General features: G+C 66.6%; 20 protein-coding genes. 8 read left to right on the top strand and 12 right to left on the bottom strand.

The features are described 5' to 3' along the window. Positions 1 to 82 precede the first annotated feature (82 nt). The 3 genes from R6Y94_RS35355 to R6Y94_RS35345 all read left to right on the top strand — a co-directional run bounded on the left by R6Y94_RS35355 (position 83) and on the right by R6Y94_RS35345 (position 3,467). Positions 83 to 1,324 carry an AAA family ATPase gene (locus R6Y94_RS35355; RefSeq protein ID WP_318400819.1) on the top strand — a complete coding sequence of 414 codons (1,242 nt, stop codon included), beginning with the start codon at positions 83 to 85 and terminating at the stop codon, positions 1,322 to 1,324. Next, positions 1,321 to 1,971, top strand: a complete 651-nt coding sequence (locus R6Y94_RS35350) for a hypothetical protein (RefSeq protein ID WP_318400817.1) — start codon at positions 1,321 to 1,323, stop codon at positions 1,969 to 1,971. The genes R6Y94_RS35355 and R6Y94_RS35350 overlap by 4 nt, the downstream gene beginning before the upstream one ends. Before the next feature lie 101 nt (positions 1,972 to 2,072). After that, positions 2,073 to 3,467, top strand: coding sequence for a CBS domain-containing protein (locus R6Y94_RS35345; protein WP_318400815.1), 1,395 nt, complete (start codon positions 2,073 to 2,075; stop codon positions 3,465 to 3,467). Positions 3,468 to 3,491: 24 nt separating this feature from the next. Here R6Y94_RS35345 and R6Y94_RS35340 read toward each other — a convergent pair whose 3' ends face one another. From R6Y94_RS35340 to R6Y94_RS35325, 4 genes are read right to left on the bottom strand one after another with little or no spacing between them, the layout of a single operon-like run. Continuing rightward, on the bottom strand, positions 3,492 to 4,058 hold the full coding sequence (locus R6Y94_RS35340) for a hypothetical protein (protein WP_318400814.1): 567 nt from the start codon (positions 4,056 to 4,058) through the stop codon (positions 3,492 to 3,494). After that, positions 4,051 to 4,434 carry a YbaB/EbfC family nucleoid-associated protein gene (locus tag R6Y94_RS35335; RefSeq protein ID WP_318400812.1) on the bottom strand — a complete coding sequence of 128 codons (384 nt, stop codon included), beginning with the start codon at positions 4,432 to 4,434 and terminating at the stop codon, positions 4,051 to 4,053. Before R6Y94_RS35335 ends, R6Y94_RS35340 begins: the two co-directional genes overlap by 8 nt. A gap of 8 nt (positions 4,435 to 4,442) precedes the next feature. Next, entirely contained in the window at positions 4,443 to 5,102 is a 660-nt protein-coding gene (locus R6Y94_RS35330; RefSeq protein ID WP_318400810.1) for a hypothetical protein, read from the bottom strand. After that, a complete protein-coding gene (locus R6Y94_RS35325; protein ID WP_318400808.1) occupies positions 5,099 to 5,452 on the bottom strand; it encodes a hypothetical protein in 354 nt (117 codons plus the stop codon). The genes R6Y94_RS35330 and R6Y94_RS35325 overlap by 4 nt, the downstream gene beginning before the upstream one ends. Positions 5,453 to 5,569: 117 nt before the next feature. Between R6Y94_RS35325 and R6Y94_RS35320 the strand changes: the two genes are divergently transcribed. Further along, positions 5,570 to 6,139 carry a hypothetical protein gene (locus tag R6Y94_RS35320; protein ID WP_318400806.1) on the top strand — a complete coding sequence of 190 codons (570 nt, stop codon included), beginning with the start codon at positions 5,570 to 5,572 and terminating at the stop codon, positions 6,137 to 6,139. 49 nt (positions 6,140 to 6,188) lie between these two features. Continuing rightward, a complete protein-coding gene (locus R6Y94_RS35315; protein WP_318400804.1) occupies positions 6,189 to 6,596 on the top strand; it encodes a hypothetical protein in 408 nt (135 codons plus the stop codon). A gap of 159 nt (positions 6,597 to 6,755) precedes the next feature. On the opposite strand, the gene R6Y94_RS35310 is transcribed toward R6Y94_RS35315, so the two are convergent. Further along, positions 6,756 to 9,020, bottom strand: coding sequence for a hypothetical protein (locus tag R6Y94_RS35310; protein WP_318400802.1), 2,265 nt, complete (start codon positions 9,018 to 9,020; stop codon positions 6,756 to 6,758). Next, positions 8,972 to 9,304, bottom strand: a complete 333-nt coding sequence (locus R6Y94_RS35305) for a DivIVA domain-containing protein (RefSeq protein WP_318400800.1) — start codon at positions 9,302 to 9,304, stop codon at positions 8,972 to 8,974. The genes R6Y94_RS35310 and R6Y94_RS35305 overlap by 49 nt, the downstream gene beginning before the upstream one ends. Positions 9,305 to 9,665: 361 nt before the next feature. On the opposite strand from R6Y94_RS35305, the gene R6Y94_RS35300 reads away from it, so the two are divergent. Next, positions 9,666 to 9,887 (top strand): winged helix-turn-helix domain-containing protein, encoded by a 222-nt coding sequence (locus tag R6Y94_RS35300; protein ID WP_318400798.1) that lies wholly within the window; start codon positions 9,666 to 9,668, stop codon positions 9,885 to 9,887. Between the two features lie 855 nt (positions 9,888 to 10,742). After that, positions 10,743 to 11,108, top strand: a complete 366-nt coding sequence (locus R6Y94_RS35295; RefSeq protein ID WP_318400797.1) for a hypothetical protein — start codon at positions 10,743 to 10,745, stop codon at positions 11,106 to 11,108. Positions 11,109 to 11,221: 113 nt separating this feature from the next. On the opposite strand, the gene R6Y94_RS35290 is transcribed toward R6Y94_RS35295, so the two are convergent. The 5 genes from R6Y94_RS35290 to R6Y94_RS35270 all read right to left on the bottom strand — a co-directional run bounded on the left by R6Y94_RS35290 (position 11,222) and on the right by R6Y94_RS35270 (position 22,648). Further along, entirely contained in the window at positions 11,222 to 11,899 is a 678-nt protein-coding gene (locus R6Y94_RS35290; protein ID WP_318400795.1) for an adenylate/guanylate cyclase domain-containing protein, read from the bottom strand. Between the two features lie 537 nt (positions 11,900 to 12,436). Next, the gene (locus R6Y94_RS35285; protein WP_318400793.1) at positions 12,437 to 17,374 is read right to left on the bottom strand and encodes a class I SAM-dependent DNA methyltransferase; all 4,938 of its coding nucleotides are present in this window, start codon (positions 17,372 to 17,374) and stop codon (positions 12,437 to 12,439) included. Then, the gene (locus R6Y94_RS35280; RefSeq protein ID WP_318400791.1) at positions 17,371 to 20,187 is read right to left on the bottom strand and encodes an SNF2-related protein; all 2,817 of its coding nucleotides are present in this window, start codon (positions 20,185 to 20,187) and stop codon (positions 17,371 to 17,373) included. The genes R6Y94_RS35285 and R6Y94_RS35280 overlap by 4 nt, the downstream gene beginning before the upstream one ends. 69 nt (positions 20,188 to 20,256) lie before the next feature. Then, positions 20,257 to 21,417 carry a serine/threonine-protein kinase gene (locus R6Y94_RS35275; protein WP_318400789.1) on the bottom strand — a complete coding sequence of 387 codons (1,161 nt, stop codon included), beginning with the start codon at positions 21,415 to 21,417 and terminating at the stop codon, positions 20,257 to 20,259. 49 nt (positions 21,418 to 21,466) lie between these two features. Continuing rightward, complete coding sequence (locus R6Y94_RS35270; protein ID WP_318400787.1) at positions 21,467 to 22,648, bottom strand: hypothetical protein; 1,182 nt, start codon at positions 22,646 to 22,648, stop codon at positions 21,467 to 21,469. A gap of 346 nt (positions 22,649 to 22,994) precedes the next feature. Between R6Y94_RS35270 and R6Y94_RS35265 the strand changes: the two genes are divergently transcribed. Next, positions 22,995 to 23,420, top strand: a complete 426-nt coding sequence (locus R6Y94_RS35265) for a hypothetical protein (protein WP_318400786.1) — start codon at positions 22,995 to 22,997, stop codon at positions 23,418 to 23,420. A 31-nt stretch (positions 23,421 to 23,451) separates the two neighbouring features. Here the strand turns inward: R6Y94_RS35265 and R6Y94_RS35260 are convergent, their stop codons facing one another. Next, a complete protein-coding gene (locus R6Y94_RS35260) occupies positions 23,452 to 23,919 on the bottom strand; it encodes a hemerythrin domain-containing protein (protein WP_318400784.1) in 468 nt (155 codons plus the stop codon). Positions 23,920 to 24,003 lie beyond the last annotated feature (84 nt).

Here is a 24,003-nt window from a genome sequence, read left to right as displayed (position 1 = left end):
ATCGAGGCCTTGCGCGATCGCACTCGGCACCTTCGCAGCGGACCTGCCGCCGTGGGAACGAATGACCCAGTAGGCTCCCGTCGTGGCTGTCAAGCGTCCGCCGTACCTGCTCAGGCTCAAGGTGAGCAACTTCCGGAGCCTCCGCGCCGTGGAGGTGCGCCTCGCCGCGTTGAACGTCCTGGTGGGTCCGAACGGCGCCGGAAAGTCCAATCTCCTGGACGTTATCGCGTTCCTGGGAGATGCGATCAGGGATGACCTCGGGCCGGCACTTGACCGTCGCGGCGGCTTCGAGCGGATCCTGTTCCGGGGGACGAAGCCTGGTAGTGCCATATCCATCGAGGTCGAGGCGGCAGTTACCAAGAACAGCAATACGCGCACGACGGACAACTACTCGCTGGAATTCTCGCTCGGCCGGCTCCGCACCAAGCGGATCCCCCGGAACCCAGGCTTACGGGAGCATGTCCGGGACAGATTCTATCTCCGCCGCTCCGAGGCGTTCATGTTCAAGCGCACAGCCGGCCCGGGGCGGAGGATCGAGGTCAAGGGAAGCGAAATCACCTTCAATGTCGGCGGCAAGGAGAGCACCGCCAGCCTTCGTGAAGGGTCGCTCGGGCTGGCGACACTTCCGAAGCTGAGCCCGGAGGATGGCGGCGAGCAGGTAGAGGCACTGGCGGACCTGTTCGCCAGCTTCCGGGTCTTCGATGTCGATGTCGCTGCGGCCCGTCGACCGGCTGCCCAGCGGTTGAGCCAACGCCTGGACAACGACGGGACGAATCTGGCGTCCTTCCTGGCCTACATGGCGGATTCTCATCCCGAGCGCTTCGAGGCCCTGGTCCAGGACGCCCGGCGCTTCATTCCGGGCCTCGCAGATCTGGATTTCGAGACGATCGGCGGCGCGGGCGAGGGCACCGTGCTCAACCTGCTCGAGGAAGGCCTACCGGGATCGACAACTCTCCAGGAGGCCTCGTACGGGTCGATTCGCGCACTGGCCCTGCTCGCCTTGCTGTACGACCCAGCGCCGCCACGGCTGACCTGCATCGAGGAAATCGATCACGGATTGCATCCGCACGTCCTGGACCGGCTGGTGGAGCTGCTTCGGGAGGCTTCGGAGCGTACGCAGTTCCTGATCGCCACCCACTCGCCGGCCCTGGTCAACCGGTTGAGACCCAACGAGTTGATCGTCTGCGAGCGCGACGAGGATGCTGCTTCCCGGATACCGGCGATCGAGCCCGAGGTCGTCCGGCGGATGGAAGCGGAACTGCACGGGGAGATCGGGCTCGGCGAGCTCTGGTTCACCGGCGCGTTGGGAGGCTGCCCTGAATGACGGGCAAACGCGGCGCCCCTCAGCGCGCGGTGGTGATCCTGGGTGAAGACGACCACGACCGCCAGGCAATCAAGATCCTCGTTGCAGCGCTCCGCCCCGATCTCGGGACCGGCATTCAAACCCTTCGCAAGCCGATGACGTTGGTCAAGAACGTCCCCCCGGAGCGGTTGCCGAACAAGGCCCAGCGCGGCGGCGCTCTACTACGCGCCGTCCACGCGCGGAGACCGATCCGGTGCGTCTTCATGCACGAGGACGCCGACGCCGTCGAGCCCGCGCACGAGCGCCTGATCACGAAGATCGAGGAGTGCTACTCGGGTCTCCCCTGGCCGGTCCACGCCGTCGTGCCGGCCTGGGAGACCGAGACCTGGTGGTTCCTCTTCCCCAAGGCCCTCAAGGCGGCACGCCCCTCGTGGCGAATGCCGACGGAGTACGCCGGCCGTGACCTCGGCAAGCTTCGCAACGCCAAGGAAGAGTTGAAGAAGGCGCTGCTCCCGACCGGATCGAAGCCCGCCACCTTCAAGACGTACGCCGAGGCCGACAGCGTCCTGATCGCGGAGAAGATCGTAGCCCTCGAGCTGCTGGCGCCGCCCTGGTTCGCCAGGAGCGCCAGTTGGCTGGCCTTCGTCAGGAAAGTGACCGAAGCCTAGACATTGCACGGTCCGCTCAGCAATATCGCCCTGCGCTCTGATCAAGACCCTCATTCCGCCCATCGACCTCGATCGAGCGCTCACCCCTGGAGCAGACTGGAATGACGACTGAGCCGCCCCGCCGCAGGCATCCGCTGATCAACGGCCGGAGGGTACGGGTCTCGGATCTACTCGACGCGGGCATGGTGAACCCGGACCAGGCCATATCCTACCGACCCCCGCATTCCGACCTGGTGCACAGGGCTTTGATCACCAGCCGGGGACGGATCAGGCTCTCCGATGGTCGCGAGTTCAGTACGCCGTCCGGTGCTGCTACCGCGGTCAACTCCGCCCGAGCCGTCCACGGCTGGTACGCCTGGCGGCTCGATACGGACGGGCCGTTCCTGCACGAGCTACGGCGATTGCTGCTGCAAGCCGTAGCCGACGAGACATCAGGCGCAGACGAGTCCGAGGACGCCGTCGATCGGGAGGCGGTACGCCGGCGGTTCGGCATGTTGAACGAGGCTTCCCGGCGGGCCGAGAACGGCGATCCGGTGAGCCTGACCGTACGGGAACTCATCCGGCATTGGGGCTTCGAGGAACGGGACCGCGACACGAGCCAGCAGATAGACGCCGACCTGGCCAACCACGGCCTTGTCAGCGCGCCGGACTTCCGGGCGGTCAATCTCGAGCACACTGTCACGCTGGTGGCTCTGCCGGCTCCCGGCGACGAGGGCCGAAGCGGCGCTACCGGGGGGCATGACTCCGGCACTCTTCAGGCGGAGCTGACCGACGAGGCGTCCGCGGACATTGGTGTGACCCTGGGCAATCTGCTCTCCAACGACGAGCGCCTGGTCTCGGTCTCCCCCTCGGCTCTCGTGCAGGAGGCGATCACCATCATGCGGCTGAACGATTTCTCCCAACTCGCCGTACTCACGGCCCCGGACGAGTTGCACGGCGCGGTGAGCTGGAAGTCGATCGCCCAGGCCCAGCACGCCGCCCCGGACGCGCCCCTGGGCAGGATGATCAGCCCAGCCAAGGCGTTCGACTACGACGTGCGGCTACTCGACGTGATCGACATCCTGTGGCGGGAGGAGTTCGTCTTCGTCCGGGACTTCAAGGGCGAGATCTCCGGGATCATCACCGCAGCGGATGTCGTGCAGAAGTACGACGAGACCGCCACGCCGTTCCTGCTGATCGGCGAGATCGACCAGGAACTACGCCGCCTGATCCAGAACACCTTCGACCTGGAGACAGCCCAGCAGGCATGCGGAGGTAAGAAGAGTCCCAAATCGTTCGACCGCATGACCATGGGCCAGTACCAGGCCATCATCAGCAACCCTGAGTGCTGGCAGACGCTCGGGTGGCCTCTCGACCGGGCCGTCTTCATCAAGCGACTCGACGAGATACGACAGATCCGCAACAGGGTCATGCACTTCAATCCCGACCCGGTGAAGCCGGCCGACGTGCACCGGCTCCGCTACTTTCTGGACCTGATCCGCACCTTCAACACCTGACCGGTGCGACGCCCCAGCGCGTGCTCAACCGAACGCGGCCCGCCCCGCGGCAAGCCGGGTGAGCACGTCGATCGCCTCGCGGGCCGAGTAGTTCGACAGCCACATGCTCACCGTGAACGTCCAGCGCTGGGCCTCCCGCTCATCGGGTGGTCGCAGCGTGGCGGGCAGGTCCTTCACCCGGACCACCAGCGTCCAGGGTCCGCCGGAGATGCCCGTACGACTGGTCTGGATCGCGAAAATCGACTCGACGTGGTCCCACGGCACCCGGATCGCGAAGGCGTCCGTACCGGTACGACTCCGTGCCCGCACCCAGACCCCGCCCGGGTCAGCGGCGAGCCAGATCCCGGTCACCCTGGACATGACGCGGACGATGGCGAAGAGCACCACGATCATGAAGGGCAGGACCAGCACCAGCAGCGTCCACGGCACCCCGGACGGGCTCACAGCCGGGATGCACAGCGGCGACAGGATGCCCAGCCACACGACCGGTTGCAGGGCGAGTAGCCACACGAGCGCCCTGCGACGCAGGACGAACGGTTGACCCTCGTCCGGGATGCTCGGCGCACTCCGGAAGACCTGGCCGTCAGCCACCGAACAACTCGCGGGAGAGCCGGCCGAGCACGGCCGGGCCGTCCCGGCCGTCCAGGGCAGCGGGGTCGATGCTGAGACCGGTGATCCGTTGGTATTCCGCCTGGGCGGTCCGGCTGAACTCGGCCTGCGCCTCGGCGATCAGCGACAGGACCGTCTGGGCGATGGCCCGACCGTCTCCCCGGCGGAGGGCCGAGTCGGCGATGTGGAGGTCGACCACCTCCCGGTCGGGACCGATCGTGACCTCGATCAACCGATCGTCGCTCTGTCGCGTCACCCGAAGGCGCGAGACGGCATCGCCGGCCTCCAGAATGCGGGCTCGGGTCGCCTCGAAGTTGTTCACCATCTCGTCGAGCCGGGCGGCAAGGTCCTCGCGCACAACTGCTCCTAGGTGTTCGGATCCGCAGTCTTCGGGGTCCAGCCCCACGCGCGACCGTCGATGCTGGGCAGCGCGTCGACGGGAGAGGTGGAGTGCCGACCCTTGCCGTCGAGCGTGCTCTCGTGCTTCGCGAGCAGCTCGACGCGCGGTCTCGACATGGACAGGTAGGTGATAACTCCGGACGCGAGCCCGCCGATCAGCCCGAGCAACGACACGATGATGTTGCCGGCTCCGACCAGGCTCACCACGCTCAGGATCAGGCCGACGGCCGTCAGCACCGCACCGACCATCTCCAGCCAGGTGAGTTCGATCCCGTCCGCCACCATCACGAGGGCGCCACCGACGATCGGGATGCTGTCGGCCTCCTGGTGCAGCGCTGCCCTGACCTCGCCGAGGTAGCGTTCGTACGCCTCGCTGGCGGTGCCCTGCCAACGGTCTTCGACGGTGCGCAGGAACTCGTCCACCAGCCGCTCGGCGTGGTCGTCCAGCGCCGCTGAGGTCGGCGAGGAGGTAGGGCTGGTGCCCCAGACCTCGGTGGCCGCGCGTCGGAGCTCGTCCGTGTCGACGAACTGCTGGAACTCCTTGAGCATCTTGATCGGATCGTCGACGCCGACCAGTCGGGCGACCCCACTGAGGACGTGTGCCGCCTCCGGCAGTGCGAGGGTCATCGGCCAGCCGCCCCGGTCCGGCCGGCAGCTCCCCGGTCGCTGCGGTCGTACTCGTCAGCCGCCTCGCGGAGCAGGCGACCGGCTTCCCTGATGGCATCCCGGATCCGGCGAAGTCGCCACTCCGTCCCGGACTGCGCGTCCGTGTAGGCGTCCCGGAAGGCGCCAAGCTCCTCGGCCATCAGATGAAGCCATCCGGTACGGCTGCTGAACGCGTCGATCCGGATCGTGGCTGGACCCCCGATGGCAAACCTCTCCTGCAACGGCTTGAGATCATCCGCAACCTGATCCAGATGGTTCGCGTAGTTGCGCAGGACATCCGTGTCGGTACCGAATCCATCCGGATTCAACATCCCGGCCCCTCCCCGCTATCCCGCGCCCGACGATAGCAGTCAATCTATCGATCAAGTCTGGCCGCAGTCGTCGATCTACTCGGCACTCGCGAGTCTGACATGTATTTGGTCATGCAGATGGCGAACATCGGACACTTCTCGGGTGTCGAAGTCGATCATTTTCGTGCGGTACTCTGGCGCCTCCAATCGATCGGAGGCGACGTGGAGTACCGGATGGGCAGGCACGTGGCGATCACCGCCGCACTACCGTCCTGGTATATCGACTTCACCGGCGAGCGCCCGCAAATCGATCAGCGCCCCCAGTCCGCCGAACGGTCGACAGTGGTCGAGTTGCAGCTTCCGGTGATCAGCGGCTCCGTTGATGTACGCCTCGAACGGGCACGCCCCAGCCAGATTCTCGGCACCGGCCTGATCCTGCTGACATATCCCGTTCTGTTGTTTCTCAGCGCCTTCAAGGCCGTGGCACAGTTCGTCAGGCGGGCGTGGCGATTCCTCGTGCGGGCACTCGACCTCCAACTCCCACGTCCGGCGGCCGTGCAGATCTCGCGTGACCAGTCCGTGGAGCGCGTGCACCAGAGCGTCGACCGGGTGGGACAGCTCCTCGGCGAGACGCTGACCTCGATCGACCGGCATGCGCGGGCTCGCGCGCCACAGACAGCGCCACCTCGGCAGCGGCGGGCCAGCTAGCCCGATCGATGCGCCTCCCCCTCTTTGGCATCGGAAAGGACCCGGCCGGGTGACAGAGCAGGTGCGCGCGTCCGACGGCGCGTCTTGGTTCCAGACCGAACAGGTCTGGGAGCGGATCTCCAAGCAGCACCCTGATCCGGCAAAGGCGATGGACGCCCTGATGGATCTCGTCCGCTGCGACATGGATCATCGGCACAGCCAGGAACGATCCGCGCGGCGCCGGCAGTGGGCTAACTGGTGGTTGAGACTCGTCCGGGTCCTGTTGGGGTTCGGCGCGCTCGTCCTCTTCGTCCAGGTGGCCGTGGAGTTCCTCAACCAGCAGGCACCGGTGCAGGGCATGGTGATCCTGCTGGTCGGCTCCGTACCCATCACCGCGCTCTTCATCACGGGCAAGACCGAGGCGGCGCCCAGCCCACCCCGCGAGGCACTACAGGCTCCGGCACCGCCACCGGTCTAGCCAGCCGAGCGCGTCCATCTATCGGCGGGCAGGGCCCGAGCCGGGGTCTGCCGCATCGAAGCGCCCATCTTGTGGACCAGTCGTCATGATTCTCGGCGACTTTTCGCGACCGGCCAACCATAGATCGCCAAGAATCTTGAGATCTCTGTATCAGGTCGATCATGAAAGGCCGAGGGTGCCGATGGCGGCGGGGAGGGTGGGCGCGGTGGCGAGCTGGCGTACGTCGTCGCGCTCGCGGAGCCAGACCTGGCAGGTGACGCCGTCGTAGTGCACGGCGACGGGTTGGCCGGGGTGGTGGCGGGCGAGCCGGCGGAGCAGGGGTACGGGGTCGTCGACCACGATCGGGGTCGGGGTCTGGGGCACCGGGATCGGCTGGTCGGGGTTGGCGGGGACGTTGCCGGCGATGGCGAGTTCGAAGTATTCGAGGCAGTACGCGATCGCGGCTTCCGGGGTGGATCGGGTGGGCGGATCGGCCGGGGCGGGCAGGTCGCCGAGGCGGTTGACGGTGACGTCCCAGCTCTCGCCCTGGACGAGGCGGAGATCGCCGGCATTGCGGAGGTGGTCGACGAGGGTGATCGTGACCGTCAGGCGCAGCCCGAGGACGAGCCGGACCAGGTCGGCCAGGGGCGGCACGTCGGGTCGGCGGGCCAGCACGAAGAGCCGCCCGCCGGGTCGGCCCCGGGCGGCCCAGCGCAGATACTCGGTCAGCGGGTCGGCGTCGGGCCGGTGCAGGGTGACGGTGCCGTCCCGGAGGTCGTGGTCGAGGCTGCCGCCGCCGTCGAGTTCGACCAGGTCCTCCGGGCGTACGCCGAAGTGGTCGGCCCAGCTTGCGAGCCGGAAGTGGTCGGGAAGCTGGTGCAGCGGCTTGCCGCCGGGGTGGGTTGCCACGTGCGGCGCCGGCACCCGCTGGCCGGTCCGCCAGGTCTGCTCACCCGCCGGCCCGGCCCGCCCGTCGCCGCCGGGTCCGGCACGATCGGCCTGGTGGCCGGCGGGGTCGTCCTGCCAGGCGAATTCACCGGTACGCCAGCTTGACGCGTCGGTGCGCCAACTGAGGTGCACGACCCGGCCGGCAAGGTCGGTGATCGTGATGGCCGCCTCGCAGTGGAGTCGGCGGGTGCCCCGGCAGGTGTGGCAGCGCAGCAGTGACGGGCTGCGGCCGGAGCCGGCACACTTCGGGCAGTCGGGGTCGGCGCGGTCGGTGCCGAGTCGGCAGTCGCAGCGTCGGAGTCGGCTGTGCGGGTCGCAGTCGGGGCAGTCGACGTACGGGATGGGCGAGTCCTGCCACGACGGTGCCGGCGGCTGCCATCCCCGGCGCAGTTTCGTCGCACGCCGGCTGTAGATCTGCCCGGTCGACCACTCGGTGAGAGTTTCCGTCGTCCCGGCGGTACGCAGGCTGGTGTGCCACCAGCGGCCGTTCCGCCAGATCGCCTGCGCCCCGGCGGTCGGGGCGCCGGTGATGAGGTCGAGACAGTCGGCGAGGATCCGCCGTTCGAGCTGGTCCAGGTCGACCGTGGGTGGGTCGGGTGGTGGCTGCCCGATGGTGAGGTGGTGGGCGGGGGCGGTCAGGCCGCGTTCCTCCAGCCCGTCGCAGGCGTCGAGCACGGTCGTGGCGGTGAGCGCTTCGGTCAGGTCGTCGGCATACCCCCGGGCCTCGGACGGCACCGGCCCACCCGGCACCTCGAACCGGATCGCCCAGGTCAGCCCGGTGGTGGCGAGCAGGCGGCGGGCCTCGACCACCAGGTCCAGACAGAGCAGATCGGCCAGCCGGCAGAGCCGGCCCAGATCGGCCGCCGCCTCCCTGGGCGGCGCGACCTCGGCCCGGCCGAGATAGAGCCGCCACGAGTCGGCGCTCTCCCCGGCGATCGCTTCGGCCTCCAGCACCTCCCGGATCGGCGCCGAGTGCTCCGGCCGCCAGGCGCGGGGCAGGAAGACGAGCGGGCCGTCCGGATCACCGGGCTGGCGGACGTCCGTCCACGAGCCGGCGCCGACACCGACGGCGGCGGCCAGGTCGCGGAGCAGCGGGGCGAGCGGGAGGTACCAGCTCCCACCGCCGTCGTCCGGCCACGGCGCCGGTTCCACCACCCCGGGTACGACGTTCGCCGAGGCCACCGCCCCGGTGTCCAGGTTTGCCATCGTGAGGACGAGTTGGGCGCGGCGCCGCCCGGTCTGCCCACAATCGTGGCAGGGCCGGCCGACCGTGCCGACCCCCTGACACTCCAGGCAGTCCTGGTACGCCTCCCCCGCCGCCCGCCGAACCGCCTCGCTGTCGCTTTCGTTGACCAGGATGCGGTTGCCGCCGTAGGTACAGCGGCACGGGTCGAGGGTGAAGGAGAGGCCGTCACACGACCGGCACTGCACCACCGCAGGCCCGGCCATCAGCGCCGCGCCAACCCGTGCGCCGTCGACACCTGCCGGGACTGCCACCGCCGCAACGCGTCCTTGATCCGGGCGTTCTGCTCCCGGACACCGGCCAATTCGGCGTACGCCCTGGCCAGGTCAGCGGCGACCTGCTCCAGGAACTCGGTCACCTCGTCCGGATCGACTCCCCGCCGACCGAAGCCGACCGGGGTGAACCGGCGCAACCGCACCTGCGACGGCAACAACGGCCGGCGCGTCGCCGACCGGTACGGGTACGCCGAGCCGAGCCGCCGCAGCGGATACTCCTCCCGCCCCTCCTGCCGGAACAACCACCGGAGCAGAGCACGCATGACCTCTCACCAGCCTCTCGGAGAACAGGGACGTGGACGGTGGCCCCGGCCCGAACCTTTCGGCTTGCCCTACCCCAAGCCGGGGCCACCCCGCTCCACCGCCGCAAGCACGGGCAACACGTACGGCGGAAGGGCGTAATCAGGGCTGGCACGGCTGGTAGGGCGATCACCAGCCGTGCCAGCAGCGGATGCCCAACCGGAGGGCCGGTTGCCTACCAGGCTTTCCGTTGCCAGGCGTCCCGCAGCAGCAACTTACAATGCAAAGCATGCGAGGGGCAAGAGCTAAGCATGCAAAGCAGGCAAAGTCTTGAGGCTTCGTTGGCGATCATGAGAAGATGCAGGGGCCTACCAGGAAGTTGCCATGCCCCGAATCTCAGATCGCCAACGCATCGCCCAGGACATCCGCAACAAGATCGCGTCGGGTGAGTACAAGCCTGGCGACAAGCTACCGTCGCTCCGCGAGCTGATCGCGATCTACGACGTGTCCGCCGAACCCGTCCGCTCTGCCCTGCTGATCCTGCAAGCGGAGGGCCTCTTGGAGGGCCACCAGGGCAAGGGCGTCTTCGTAACCGAGGCGAAGTAGCGGTTGCCACAACTCGACACCGGGCAAGCGATTGGCCGGACCGTATCCTTCGAGCATCACGGATTGTGTTCGGCATCGACGCAGAGGTGATACCGGCGGCGTCCGACCGCACTGGCAAAGGTCCAAGACCATGCAGCCCGGCTCCGACCTCCAAGTCCACCAGAGGGGACGAGGACGAACCCTTCGACCAACTGTACTTGGCGCGCAACCCGAAGTCACCGAATCAATATCGCGGCCGTTCCAAGGATTGGTGCAGACATCGCGAAAGCAAGAAGTCCCCTCCGAAAGAATGTGAACTTCTTGGCCGCGATTAGCGATAACGCCCGCGCCTGGATCCAGGCTTCCTCCCGCTGCTTCTCGGCATTGAGAACCGGGACAAATCCTGGAGGTTGGGCCACAAGCGACGGGTACGCGTATCGACTGAATCGCATTGGTGCGCCCGTGCGAGGAGTAAGAGCTGACATCAAGAAAGCAGCACCAGACGCAATCCCAGAAATCGCGACGAAGAGAAAGACCCCCGCGAGTAAATCACGCCACCCACTATAGGGAGCGCTCGCAAAGAATCTTCGCATCTGAGCGAATGCCGCCGCACCAAGCACGGTCAGACCCGTCGCCAAAAATCCGATCTTGGTGTCGGCGTTAGCTATCCAGTGGCCGTATATCGTGATCGCAGCGAGTCCATCATTACGGTCGGGCTGCGCCTTCGGCGCATCTGACCGCCGCCTAATGGTCACGGGGCTCGTAGCCTTCCGTGGGCCAGATTCCGTTCATCCGCCAGGCGGTATAGCAAGCTAACCAATGGGCTGTCCACGCGACTGCCACACTGGTCTTGTAACCCTTTCCTGCCCAGTCAGAATGGGCGGCAACACAAAGCGCGCCACTAAGGTAAAGATGCGGAGCGGTTCGGAATTTCCCACCCTCGTTCCGGCCAAGCCTTTTGGGCTTGACGGCAAAAACACGAGGGAGGGAGCCGTCAACCTGAGGAAGAACAAGAACCTCGAATCTGCCGCGACGGGTATCATGAGTGACGCCATACGCAAGGTCGTCATCGTCGTCAAGCACGATTACGTTTGCAAAGTGCTCCCGTACATCGGCAACGTCGTCGGCCTTGCTCTCCGGAGACCGGACCCACCAAGCGTTTTGTTTATCCATCTGGGCCGGAGCGGGATCGTCGCCGCCATGAAATCGATGAGGAGCCATCGCCGTAAGGGCGGAGACTGAACTGGCCGACCGCATCTGGCGGTCACCTAACACTACGGTGCCATCGACCGTAACTCCACGCGGAACGTGTATTCCTACCTTCCGAAACAGCGACGGAAGTGTCACGTTGCCCCCTAGAAAATCTTAATTGCGGACGTAGGATTACCGGCGATATGCTCAGATACTCCGTCAAGCTCCGATAGCAGTCTACGCCAACTGACATCATAAAAGCGGTACTGTTTCGTCTCGTAATTTCGCGTATACCGCTTCGGCGACTCGACGTGCTCCGAAAATAGACCAACATTCTCTTGCATCAGGAGCTCTCTAAATTTCTCCCCAACAACATACTCCCAGGAGTTCGCATACTTCTCACATTTTGCAGCGAAGTTTGCGGCGAATCCCACCACGTTTATCTCACTAATATCGTCCGCGCCAATGCGCACAAAGTCCAGCCGCCCGAAGTCGGCACCGGCTCGAACTTGCACTGGTTCGATACCGCGCTCGCGCAACATGGGGTTGAGAACGGATTTCGCAGCGTCCATGATTTGCGCTCCGGAGGCAAGGGCAATGGTGGCGTCTATCGCTGGATTGCTTTCTGCGCAGCCGAAGCATGCAAAGAGGCCATCGCCGCGCAGCCCAAGTACATGACCGCCGTTCTGGACCACTGTTCGGGAGACCTCGGCTAGCACAGCATGCGCGAGCAGCACCATCTCGTGTGGCGGGTCCCAGAAAGTGCGCTGCGTGAACTGCTCCAAATCAATGAAGAGCGCGACAGCTTCGCAGAATCCGGATTCGCCCAGCGAGAGCGTCATGAAATCTGGATGACCTGTCGTTACTAAACTCACTCCTGCCGGTTGCTGCCGTGAGTGCTCAACGCTTTCTTTCGCTGAAACTTGGAAGCTTCTAAGTCGATCTACGTTTCCTAACACCCGACTCGCGAAGACCCGACTGTCGAATGGTTCGCCTCTCACTCCTACAGCCCTCCACTCGCCTCACATCACAGCCGGACGTCGCTCGCCAAGCGTACTTGCTGGGTACGACAAGACTCATGGGCCCGACCTCCGTTCGCCCCGAACCGTCAGCTTGCACGTCACCATCCGCCTTCAGTTCGAGCACCCACCCGCCGCAAACACCGACGTCAAGCCAAACAAACCGCAGCGCAATTTCCGCGAGCGTGCGACTACCGCGAGCAGCGCCGCGTACAGCATGGGGCCAACCGGATCCTCCGCAAGATTCAACGCAAGCAAGATCAACAATGGGCGCGCCGAAAAATAGCCACCCCCTGGGGCTTGCTGTGTCCAGCATAGACAAACATCGCGTCGCTGATACTCGCCTTGCCAACATAATTCTTATGCTGTGAGCGCATGTTCGGCGAGTCGCCGACAGAACTCAGCGTGCGCTTGCCGGTACTCATTCTCACGATCCGCCTTATAGAACGGCGGCTCATACCCCTCCGGAACAGGATTCCGCTCTGGGTCGTCTAAGTGGCGGATCAACTTCGCATAGGCGTCATTCGGTTGCCCCACACCCTGGGCGTAATAGTCGCGGGTGATCTTGCGGCCCGCACCATCAAACCACATTGCAGATTCATACCCCGCCAGCACAGCGAATCTTGAACGATAGATCGATATTAGCTCCTCGGCATCCACGCCGAGCCAGGCCGAAACAAGTGCATCAATCTCAACGAGTGCCGCCCGTCGTGAACGTTCAGTCCGTAGGGGCGTCCTGTAGTTCCACTTCGGTGATACCTCGCTCAGGGGAGCGACGCCACTTAAATCCCTCCAATTCACGGCCCAGCCCTCCCGATCTACCCAGCCTGGATCGAACAGTTCGGTCCAAAGGGATGAGTATGCTGAGGTAAGGCAGTTGAGACGCAGCGCGCGGAGCAGCAATGCCCCGGCAAGTGCATGATCTACGCTAGGTGCGGGCATCAGGCAGGCATCGTTCACGTCGAGATGCCCACGTCCGGATATTCGCAACGCATAATCGAATGGCAACGAAGCCCAGAACCCCGACTGCAAGGCGGTTTCCCGGTTGGTACGCAGCGCCATTGAGCGAACAGCATGGATGTGAGTCGGCCCCGGCGGTACTAGTGCGGCAAACAGACTTCGCTCGTTACCAAGGGGTATCATTTCTCGCCACGCCAAGCGGTAGTACTCTGTGTACCTTCGCCCATCCCACGTGTCCTGGGCCTTCTCGTACGTTGCCCGATCTACTGACCTTCTGTAGTTGCTACGGGGCACTGCATTAGTAGGACAGCCGACAAGCGACCAGCTATCGTAATCTTTGTTGCTCCTGCTTGGAATACGCGGGTTCTTAAATAAGGGCGTGGCCACACCCAGATGGGGACCTTGCAGGATCACTTCGGACCAATCGTCAGGCTCGAACCCGTCCCACTTAATTAGGCCATCCGACCTCGCATTCTTCTCGTTGTATCCACTACTAATGAAAGGCCTTAGATCAGCAAGACGTCTACCAGATGCCGCCAAGGCAGAGATTGCACCTTGTTCGGCGACAGTAACAGGATAGAGTAGCCTCGTTTGTCCTGGGGGAACGTCAGCATCCGCCACAAGCATCTGCCACTCAGACAAGACTTGATCGTCGACCTGAACGAGCCTCGCCGCATGGGGCCGCAAGTCCCATGATCCGTCTTGCTTGATTCCCGGAAGCTCCCCTTTTCCATTGTGAACGAGCGATTCGCGCAGCGTTTCTGGAGCGAAAAGCCAACTTACGTGCGTAAAGGTTGCACGATTACGCGGTTTGCCATAGACGTGAATCCCAAACTGGATCTTCCAGTCGATCTCCGCGAAAATTAGGCGCATATTCTGAAAGTGGGCATGCATCCTAAGAGCACGGTAGGCGGCGGCGCGAAGCGGGCCCTCCTTTGCGCCACTGAAGTGTGTGTCCGGATGAACTAACCCGACAGTCCCACTCATGGATATGTGACGCCACGTCTGACACATGAATGCGCGATAGAGGTCCGGACGCGTTCCAGCCAATAGTGGATATTTAGATGGATGACCGAGCATGCCAACGATGCCCGCGTTTCCCGTCAGTTCATTAAGGAGATATGCTCGACTGGCTACATCTTCGAATAGGGATAGCTTCCTCGCATTCCACGTCGCAGTTGACGCATTTGTGGTCATGCGGAACCAGGGATTGCGTTCAGCCAACACGACGTCTTCTCGCCAGTCCAGACGCACCCACGGCGGGTTGCCGACTTGGAGGTCGAAGCCACCCTTGGCGAACGCCTGGGCGAAGGTCAGCTCCCAGTGGAAGAAGCCTTGCTGGTCGGCTACCCGTTCGGCGGTGAGTAGCCAGGGGAACCGGTCTGAGAGGGTCCAGGGCGAGTCGACCCCGATCAGACCGTCTAGCTTTCCCTCGAACTCGTTCATCTCACTCAACGTCGTGAAACTCCGGCCCCAGAGCCGCTCGGAGTCCTCATCCAGGTCACGTCGGCCGACTAGGGCCTCGGTGAAGGCGAGCCAGTCGTCGAGGTTGGCCAGTGGCACCTGTTGGCGGAGCTGTTCGGCCACTGTCGTACGCCGGGTGCCAACGGTCAGCTTCGTCGGTATTTTGAGCTGCTGCGCCTGCACCTGGCCGAAGAAGTCCGCGACCTCGTAGACCGCCGGTTCGTCGTACGCTGGCTCGTCGCGAACATGGGTGACCTCGACCGGAGTGGCCGGATACGCGGCTGAATCTGAGCTGTCAAGCAGGCCGACCTTCTCCAACGGCCAGCACCAGAGCGAACACCAGACGTCCATCAGCGTCTTCAGCCGCCAGTACGGCGTGCCGGGCGCGGTCAAGTCGGTGAGAATCTTCTCCCGGGCCACCGCCTCGGTCACCTCGGGTAGGTCGTCGGCTCCCCAGACCTTGATATCGCGGCGGATATCTCGCTCGGAGATGGCCAGGCGCTGTTGCACCAGATTCCACAGGAACTCAACCCGTCGGGCCAACCCCTGTAGACGTTTGACCTGCGACTTCTTCCCCTTCGTGGATGGCGTACGGCGCATCGCCGTACGCCATTTCTTGAGTTTTTCGGTTTCGGCCGGCGCCAGCTCGCGGGCCTCCTTCTCCCCCGCGACCGCACCCCAGCCGTCGGCCGGGAGCAGGAAGTGGTGGATGGTGCCCGGCTCGATGGCCCCGTCCCGGAACGGCCGGTCCTCCGGTGCCGTGTGCAGCCACGACTTGTCGGCAAGCTGCTCCGGCCGGTAGAGCCGCCGCCCACCACCGATCAACGAGTTGCCCCGCTTGAGGTGCAGCCCGAACCACGGCGCCTGCAACCCGACATGCATCACGTTCAACCACAGCGATACCTCGGCCAGCTCGACCGCAGTCCGGTTCAGGTCGACGCCATAGCAGTTGTGCAGCGCGATGTACGCCTTCACCCGCTGCAACTCCAGGTGATAGTCCTCCGGTTCGAGGGCGGTCTCCAGCTCCTCCTGGCGCCGCCGCAGGTATTCGGCGGCCACCTGGTTGATCGCCTCGTTGAGGAAGGCGCCGGAGCCGAGCGCCGGCTCACAGATCGTCCAGTCCAGCAGGTCCCGGGCGCGCAGCCCGTCGCCAGCTTCCTCGATCCGGTATTTCAGCGCGAGCTGGACGGTGACCTCGGTCAACGATTGTGGGGTGTAGTAGGAGGCGCTGGTCTGCCGGTCCCGCCCGGCGAGCCGGTAGACGAACGACCCCGGCTCGTACGGGATCCGGCTCTTCGCCCCGGTGACCGGGTTCTCCTTCAGCACGAAGACTTCGTCGTCGTAGTCGTCCACCTTCGACTCGGGGATCATCCACGAGCCGTCCTTCGGGTCGCCGTGCTTGGCCACCTCGTAGAGTCGCTCGGTGGCGACGAATCCGGTGTACGACATCAGCCCCTCGTAGACCGCGCCGAGCTGGTTGATCCCCAACTGGGCGTACGAGATGAAGCCGCCACGCTTCCGCCTGCCGCCCTTGGTGATCATCAGCCGGCGCAGCACCTGGTAGAGGGTCCGATTCCGCAGCCGGGTGTCCAGCTTCGGCCCATACGGATCATCCGGGTCGTCCTCGTCGCTGCCCGGCTGCGGGATCTGCCGGCCGATCAGCCGGATCGCCTCCGGCAGGAACAGGTCGGACCGCATCGGCTCGAACCGCAGCCCCACGTCCTCACTCGTCTGCTCGCTGACCTCCTCGCCCGCCCCGCGCGGCCGGTGGCCCTCGTTGACCATCCGGCACAGCAGGTCCAGCGACTCGTAGAGGTGGAAGCCCTCCTCGGCCGAGGGTGGCAGCCGCCGCGAGATCAGGTCACCGAGCCGGGCCAGGCTGTAGCCGGAGACGTACTCCGGATCGTTGACCGGCAGCACGCCCAGCTCGGGCCGGGCCTCGGCGTAGAGCAGGAAGAGGATCCGGTAGAGGTAGCGCAGCGCCTCCCGGCCCAGGTCGCGGGCCAGCTCGTCCAGGTCGGCGACCTGCTCCGGCCGGTAGCCGGCCTGGCGGATCCGGTCCAGCACCTCGTTGGCGATCAGCTCGACCGAGGTACGCAGCCCTTCGCGCAGCTCGCCGCTGACCCCGACCGCGTGCTGTCGGGAGCCGGCGACCAGGTCGGCCAGCGGCTCGCTGCCGCCCTCGGCGGGCGGGCGCAGCGAGTCCGCGCCGAAGAGCGCCGCGACGACGTCCAGCTCCCGTTCGTCGTTCCGGCCGTACGTCACGTCGAGGCTGACCGCAAGGTAGCGGCCCTCGCCCCAGACGCTCCGGTCGGCGAGGGTGATCACGCCACCGCTCATGATGAGTACGTATCTCGGCGGGTCCTCGGCGGCGAAGAGCCAGGAGGCGAGTTTGGCGCCGGTCTCCACTCGCTCCCCGCCGGCCAGCTCGACCGGGTCGAGCAGCCGGCCCGCCTCGGTCGGGTCCTGGGCGGCGTCGGTGTCGACGGCCCAGCCGCAGTCCAACGCGACGATGCCGTGCCCGGCACCGGCCAGCAGCTCGGCGTGCGCGACCGGGATCTCCTGCTCCTGCCCGGCCCGCTCGACCGTGATGGTCTGCCGTTGCGGGTCGCCGAAGCCGAGCACCTTCAACAGCTCGAAGTGCAGTTTGCGCAGCCGTTCCGGGTCGAACAGCTCCGGGTCGGCCAGCTCGATTTTCCGGTCGAAGTAGTCGCGCCGGAAGCCGCGCAGGCCGGCCCTCGGCGTCACCCGGCCGCCGCGCTCCTCCTCCGACCAGCGCTTGACCAGGCCACCTTTGAGGGTGGTCGGCAGCACCTCGGCCAGGTAGTGCGCGGAAAGGTACTCGCCCCGGTTGGTCAGTGACTCGAAACTCATGCCAGCCCCTCCCGGGCGTCGTCGGCCACCAGGACGGCGAGCAGCCGCAGCAGCGGCTCGCCGGCCGTTTCCAACCGGGTGACCAGGTCGGTCTGCTCCCGTACGGTGCGGTGCACCCGCTGCCGGCGGCGCTCCCGCTGGGCCGGCGCCAGCTCGCCGAAGAGGCTGTCCTGCGCGAACCGGTCCAGCTTGCGGCGGTGCTCACGCAGTGGCGCCGCGATCTCGGCGTCCCATTCGGCCCGCCGGGCGGCCAGGTCGACCCGGGCCGCCTCGACGGCGGCCGGGACCAGCGCTTCGAGCCGGTCGAGCGGGACGCGCCGGCCCGGGTTCGCTAGCTGCGGCCCGACCTTCGCGTCGGCCAGCGCGTCGAGCATCGGGCCGACCCGGGGCGCGTCCGGCAGCCCGGAAACCGCCATCCACTCCACCACCGTCGGCTGGCCGAGCCGGTTGCAGTAGACGCCCTGGACCAGGAAAACCGGTTCCGGTACGGCCGCCGTCAGCACCAGCGCCTGCTGCCGGCCCAGCCGGGACAGCACCTTGTCGACCAGCCACTCCACCATCGGATGTACGTCGCTGAGGAAGGCGATCTCCGGCCAGGTCGGCTTTGTCGACTCCCGGGCCTCGTCCAGTTTCCGCTGGGCAAGCCGCCGGTCGAAGGTCACCTTCAACCGCAGCTCCTCCCCCTCGGCGTGCGCCCGCAGATATGACCGGGGCAGGTCGCCGAGCCGGTGCACCAGGTCGGCCGGGGCGAGGAACGACATCAGCTCCTCCTCGCGGCGCAGCCCGATCCGGTCGTCGGGCCGGTCGTCGTAGAGTTCGGCCAGCGCGGTGTCCACGAAGTCACTGGTCGCGGCGAAGAGCCTCGGCACCTGCACCCGCTGCGGTTCCGCACCGACCGGCGCCTCGCCCACCGACGCCATCAGGTCGGCGAGCACGTCGACCTCGACACCGCCCGCGTACGACTCGTCGACCGTCTTGCCCTCCAGCAGGTCCCGGACCAGCCGGTCCTCCTCCAGCTTGGCGTCGTAGAGGCCGGTCATCGCCTCCACACTGCCGAGGCTGCGGTGCGCCGCCTCCTCGCGGTCGAGCAGCTTCTCCGCCACCGTCCGGTCGTCCTTGGCGTCCGGCACGTTCGAGGTGAGGATCAGCGCCCGGAACTGCGGCTCGTGCCGCTGGCCGTACCGGTCGATCCGACCGTTGCGCTGCTCGATCCGGATCAGGCTCCACGGGATGTCGTAGTGCACAAGCTGGTGACACTGCTGGTGCAGGTTCACCCCCTCCGAGGCGACGTCGCCGGTGAAGAGCAGCCGCACGTCGCTGCCGGCCAACTCGAACTCCTGCAACACCTGCTGCTCCTCGGCGTCGGTCAGCCCGCCGTGCAGGACGCGTACCGCCGAGGGTTTGAGGCCGAGCCGGCGCGGCACCACCTCGGCCAGCCACTTCAGCGTCGGTACCCGCTCGGAGAAGACCACCGCCCGGACGGGACTGCCCGGACCGACCCTGATCTCGTGCCGCAGCAGCTCGACCAGCCGGTCCAGCTTGCTGGAGTCGTCGTCGGTCATCGCCGCCGTCAGCTCCGCGAGCCGCTCCAGCGCCGCCCGTTCCCGGCCCACCGCCTTCGCCGACCGGCTCCGCACCGTCGCCGCCAGCGCGACGTGCGAGGAGAGGAAGGACTTCACCAGGGTGTACGGGAAGAGCCGCTCCTGCCCCCGGATCGGCCCGTCGGTCCACTCGCCGGCCAACCACACCTCGGTCAGCTCGGCGAAGATCCGCTCCTCGGCATCGGTGGCCGGGCAGTGCAGGGCCCGGGACGGCCCACGGTCGGCCCAGCGGTTGCCGATCTGGTCCCGTACCTCCGGGCTGATCTTCGTCCGGCGCAGGTAGAGATGGGCGATGTCCTCCGCCGAGTAGTCGTCGGGGTCGGTGATCGCGGTCGGGTCGAGCAGCGAGATCAGCTCGGCGAACGAGCGCTTGTCACCGTTGTGCGGCGTGGCACTGGCCAGCAGCAGCGCGTCGGTCCGGGCGGCGAGCCGCCGGGCCAGTTCGTTGCGCTGGGTCCCCTTGTTGATCAGGTTGTGCGACTCGTCGATCACCACCGCGTCCCAGTCGATCGCGTCGAGGTGGTGACCGAACTGCCCGGCGTCCTTGAGGGTGTCGACCGAGATGATCGCCCGCTTGAAGTAGGTGAACGGGTTCCGTCCGGCCGGGATCTCCTGCTGGATCCGCTGGATGCCGGTCGAGTCGAGCCGGACCAGCGGGATGGCGAACCGGGTCCACAACTCGCGCTGGAACTGCTCCAGCACCTGCTGCGGCGAGACCACCAGGATCCGGTCACCCCGGCCGCGCCGGATCAGCTCGGCCAGGATCAGCCCGACCTCCAGGGTCTTGCCGAGCCCGACCACGTCGGCCAGCAGGATCCGCGGACGCAACCCGGCCAGCGCCAGCTCCGCCGGCCGCTGCTGGTAGGTCAACGGATCCAGCAGGAACCGGTCGGCCAGCGCCAGCCCGCGCTCCGACTGCGGCAACGGGGTACGCCGGAGCACCGCCTCCAGGAACAGTCTGCTGCGCCGGAACCGTGCCGAGGTGTCCTGGACCAGCTTGGTCTCCTCCGGCACCATCGCCCGGATCTCGTCCAGTTCGGTGAGGAACGTCGCCTCGACATCCTGGACGAACTCGGAGACTCCGACGGCCTTGACCATCGTGCCGTCCCGGACCGGTCTGGCGTTTCGGACCAGCCACTCCTCGTCCCGGACCAGGATGCGCGAACCGGGCGCGTACTGCGGGGTGGCGGAAGGAGCGTGCGGAGGCGTCATGGGGTGGGGGCGTCCTTCGCGGGAGAGATTTTCTGTTGTGGAGGGGATTCGGCCGCCGTGGCGGTGCGGTCAGAGGGTGTTGCGGCGGGCGTACTGCTGGCGGAGCCGGTCGGTCAGCCAGCCCACCTCGGCCCGTGGCCTGTCCGGTGGCTCGGGGTCCACCAGCGTCGTCGGCCGTCGCCGGGGCGGATCCGGGTCGACCTGGGTGTCCGGTCCGCCGTCAACCCGGCTGCCGGTGTTGTCGTCGCTGTCACCGTCGTCGCTGTCACCGTCGTCGCTGCCGCCGTCGCCCGCGGCCACGTCCTCCGGGTCCTGGAGCGGGTCGGTGAACTCCGGCGGCACCACGATCTCGGTGCTGCCGTCGAAGGTCAGCTCGCCCACCCGACGTCGCATCTCGATCACGGGTACGCCGCCGGAGGTCGCGATCGCGAGCAGCCGGGTCCGTACCACCGGCAGGCTGGGCCGGGCGGACGGATCGTGTGCGAGCATCGCGCCGAGCACCGGGGCCACCTCATTCGGCACGCCGGAGAGGTTCGGCAGCACGTCCGGGTCGACGATCTGGAGCAGTAGGCCGGGCAGCCCGCCGGCAGCGGCATAGAGCTGGTGCCCGGTGAGCGCGAAGACCAGTGTCGCGGCGAGCCCGTAGACGTCCGAGCCGGCGCCCTGGTCCCGCTCGCCCTCGATTCGCTCCGGTGACATGTAGTGCGGACTCCCGACCACCGCGCCCGGGTCGGTCAGGTAGTCGTCGCGCTCGGTGAGCACCGCCAGGCCGAAGTCGATCAGGACGGGCCCGTCCCGGCCGAGGATGATGTTCTGCGGCTTCAGGTCCCGGTGCAGCAGACCGGCCTGGTGCACCCGGTCCAGACCGTCGGCGAGCATCGCCCCGATCATCGCCACCAGTGGTAATGGCAGCGGGCCGCGCTGCTCGACATACTGTGACAGCGTCGAGCCGGGCACGTACTCCACCGCCAGCCATGCGGGGTCGCCGAGCGGATCAGCCGCCTCAAGCCGGGCGACCCGGGACCCCCAAACGACCCGCAGGCTCTCCACCTCGGTCGCGAACCGTTCCCGGATCTTCGGATTGGTGAGCAGGTGCTGTCGGATGACCTTCACCGCGACGCGGTCCGCCGTCGGGGACACTCCGAAGTAGACATCACCCATCCCGCCCGACCCGAGCGGGCGGATGAGTCGGTAATCGCCGAGCTGCTTCAACGTGGCTAGCACACTCACTCGCCGGATCGCCTCCCCTAACGACGGGCTCTCCGCACATTACCGGCGATCACCCTTCCGCTCTCCTGTCTCCGCTCCCCCGTTGCGGCGGAATAGTCCGGCCTGGACGGTGCTGCCGGGACGGCAGATCATCCGATGGCGGTGACCCGATCGCCTCCTGCCACCGGTCAAGGGCAGCGAGCGACTCCCAGCCGACCTCCCGCCGCCAATAGGCGGCGCTGGCGCAACGCGACCGCCAGGACAGCCGGTCTTGTCGGAGGTCGGGCCCGGTCAGCTCGTGCCGCAACTCGATGAGCGCGCCCAGCGAGTGCTGGAAGGCCAACCGCTCCCGCACATGCTCGGGACGATGGAAGATCCAGTCGAGGTCGCTTCCGTCGCAGGTCGGACAGACGCATCGCCAGATGTCCGTCCCCGGATGCCGCCGCTTTGTCCTGGCCACCACGGACAGCCGCTTGTATGACAGGCACCGAGGCACCACGACGGACGGCATCGGTGGCGACGGGCGGCGGCGCACCGACGGTCGGTATCTCGGATAGAGGTGCCGGAGCGCGGCGCGGGTTCCGACGGCCGCCGCGACAGCTCCACAGCAGAGGGCCCCCAACGCAGAGACATCACAACGCAGCAGCATCACCGGCACCTCACACTCGATCAGCTCAAAGAGCCCGTCGACTGTGCCCCGGACCCCAATCGGGTCCCGCGGATGCTCGATCACTATCGCCACGGGAGCAGCGAAGGTGCGAACCAGGCGAAGTAATGTCCGTCGAGCCTGCGGCACGGTGAACCAGGACAGGTGCAATGGCAGCAGCGCGACGACATCACCGAGCTTTGCCGCCCGGCTCAGGATCCTGGTGAGCCCGACGATGTCTCCATCTTCGACGTATCCGGAGTCGGTCAGCACCAGCAGGCCCAGATCCCGCTGTCGGGAGAGCCAGTCCCGGCTGAACGGTGCTGCGGCGGGGACGCGGCAGTTGCCGCCGTACCGGTTGGCGTCCAGCAGTAGGGGTCGAGGGTAACCGGTCTCCACCAGGTGGCGTGCTGACTGGTAGAGGCTCCGCAGGTTGCCCTGGCGCGCGGTGATGACCAGACCGGTGCCAGGTTGGATGACGATTTCCCGGACGGCGTCGACATCGGTGACTCCGCACTGCGCGAACAGTGTCCGGTCGGATTGGTCGATGGTCGCTAGCGGAGGACGGAACAGTCGCGTCTCGTTGTACACCACGTCGTCTCCCATCGACGACACTGAGTGCCTGACCTGTAACCTAGCGCGATCGAGCACGGTCGTCGACCGCCTCGGGCAGGGTTTCGATCGCAGAAGCTGGTGGTAGCGGCCCGATCACCGTCGCCCCACCCAGCGCCGCATGGTCGTGCCAGGTCGCCAAGTGGGCAGGTCGATCAGGTTCCGCACGCCGTGCTGCCAGGCTCGCCGTCGAGCAGCAGGATCGACCGCCGACGTTCCGGTCGACCCCGAAACATGGAATTATTTCAATGGCTCCGCGCGAGGCAGAGCACGCAGATCAGCGTCGCCGGTGGCTTCGGTGGTGCCGCCGTGCCGTCCACTCCTGCCAGAAAGGTCTCCGATGCCCGTCATTCCCGTACGCCGCTTGTCCGGTGCGGTCAGCGCGCTCGCGCTCGCCGCCGTCGCGATGGTCGCCCCCGCCGGACCGGCGCAGGCCGCGATCACCCTCGATGACGACTTTCCGCGAGTGATCGCCGACCCCGCCTCGACCTCGGTCCCAGAGGGCACTGGCGCCGGGTTCCGGGTACGCCTGAGTCACCCGCCGGCCGAGGCGGCCTTTCTCCAGATGACGATGCGGGGCAGCGGCGGGTGGATCAGCCAGCCGGTGATGCTCCGGTTCACCCCGACGAACTGGAGCAACTGGCAGGGATACGGGCTGGGGAGCGTGCAGGACCCGGACACGGTCGACGACGTCCTCGTCATCACCCTCAGCTTCCCGAATTACCTCCCCGACACCGTCACCTTCACCCAGGTCGACGACGACTAGCCGCTGTACCGCTGACGACGCTGGCGTACGGTCACAGCGGCCCCAGCACCGCGGGATCCGCGTCCAGCGCCAGCGTCTCCAGCACCGTCAGAAGCTGGCGTTCCTCGTACCGGAAATGGGACTCCATGATCGCCGCCACGCCCTCCAGGTGGCGATCCAGCTCCGACGGCGGAGCGCCCCGAGCCACGGCGGCCTGTAGGCCGGTCAGCAGGTACCCGATCATCGAGTGGTCCTGCCGCAGGTAGCGCAGCGTCGCCCGCAGTTCGGGATGCTGCTCGGCAATCGCCGGGAACAGGTCCCGGTCCTCGCCCTCGTGGTGCGCGGTCAGCGCGGTACAGAACCCGTGGCAGAGGAGCAACAGGTCTCTGGTCGCCGGCTCCGCCGGTTCGCCGTCGGCCACGGCCTGTCGGGTGACGGCCAGTGCTTCGCGGAGCCTTCCGTGGACGCGGCGCAACTCTCGACTCCAGGCCACCAGCCTGGTCTGCTCGCCCTCACCCACAGGTGGAGGGCGAAGGGACGACAAGCATCATCGTGATCCCTTCGGTCCGGCGCCTCCATGCCTGACACGGTCTGCCACCGGCAC

This window comes from Plantactinospora sp. KLBMP9567 (genome assembly GCF_033446045.1).
In the GTDB taxonomy this organism is placed as follows: domain Bacteria; phylum Actinomycetota; class Actinomycetes; order Mycobacteriales; family Micromonosporaceae; genus Plantactinospora.
The sequence above is the reverse complement of the archived record's forward strand: the minus strand, read 5'-3'. Positions and strand labels throughout refer to the sequence as shown.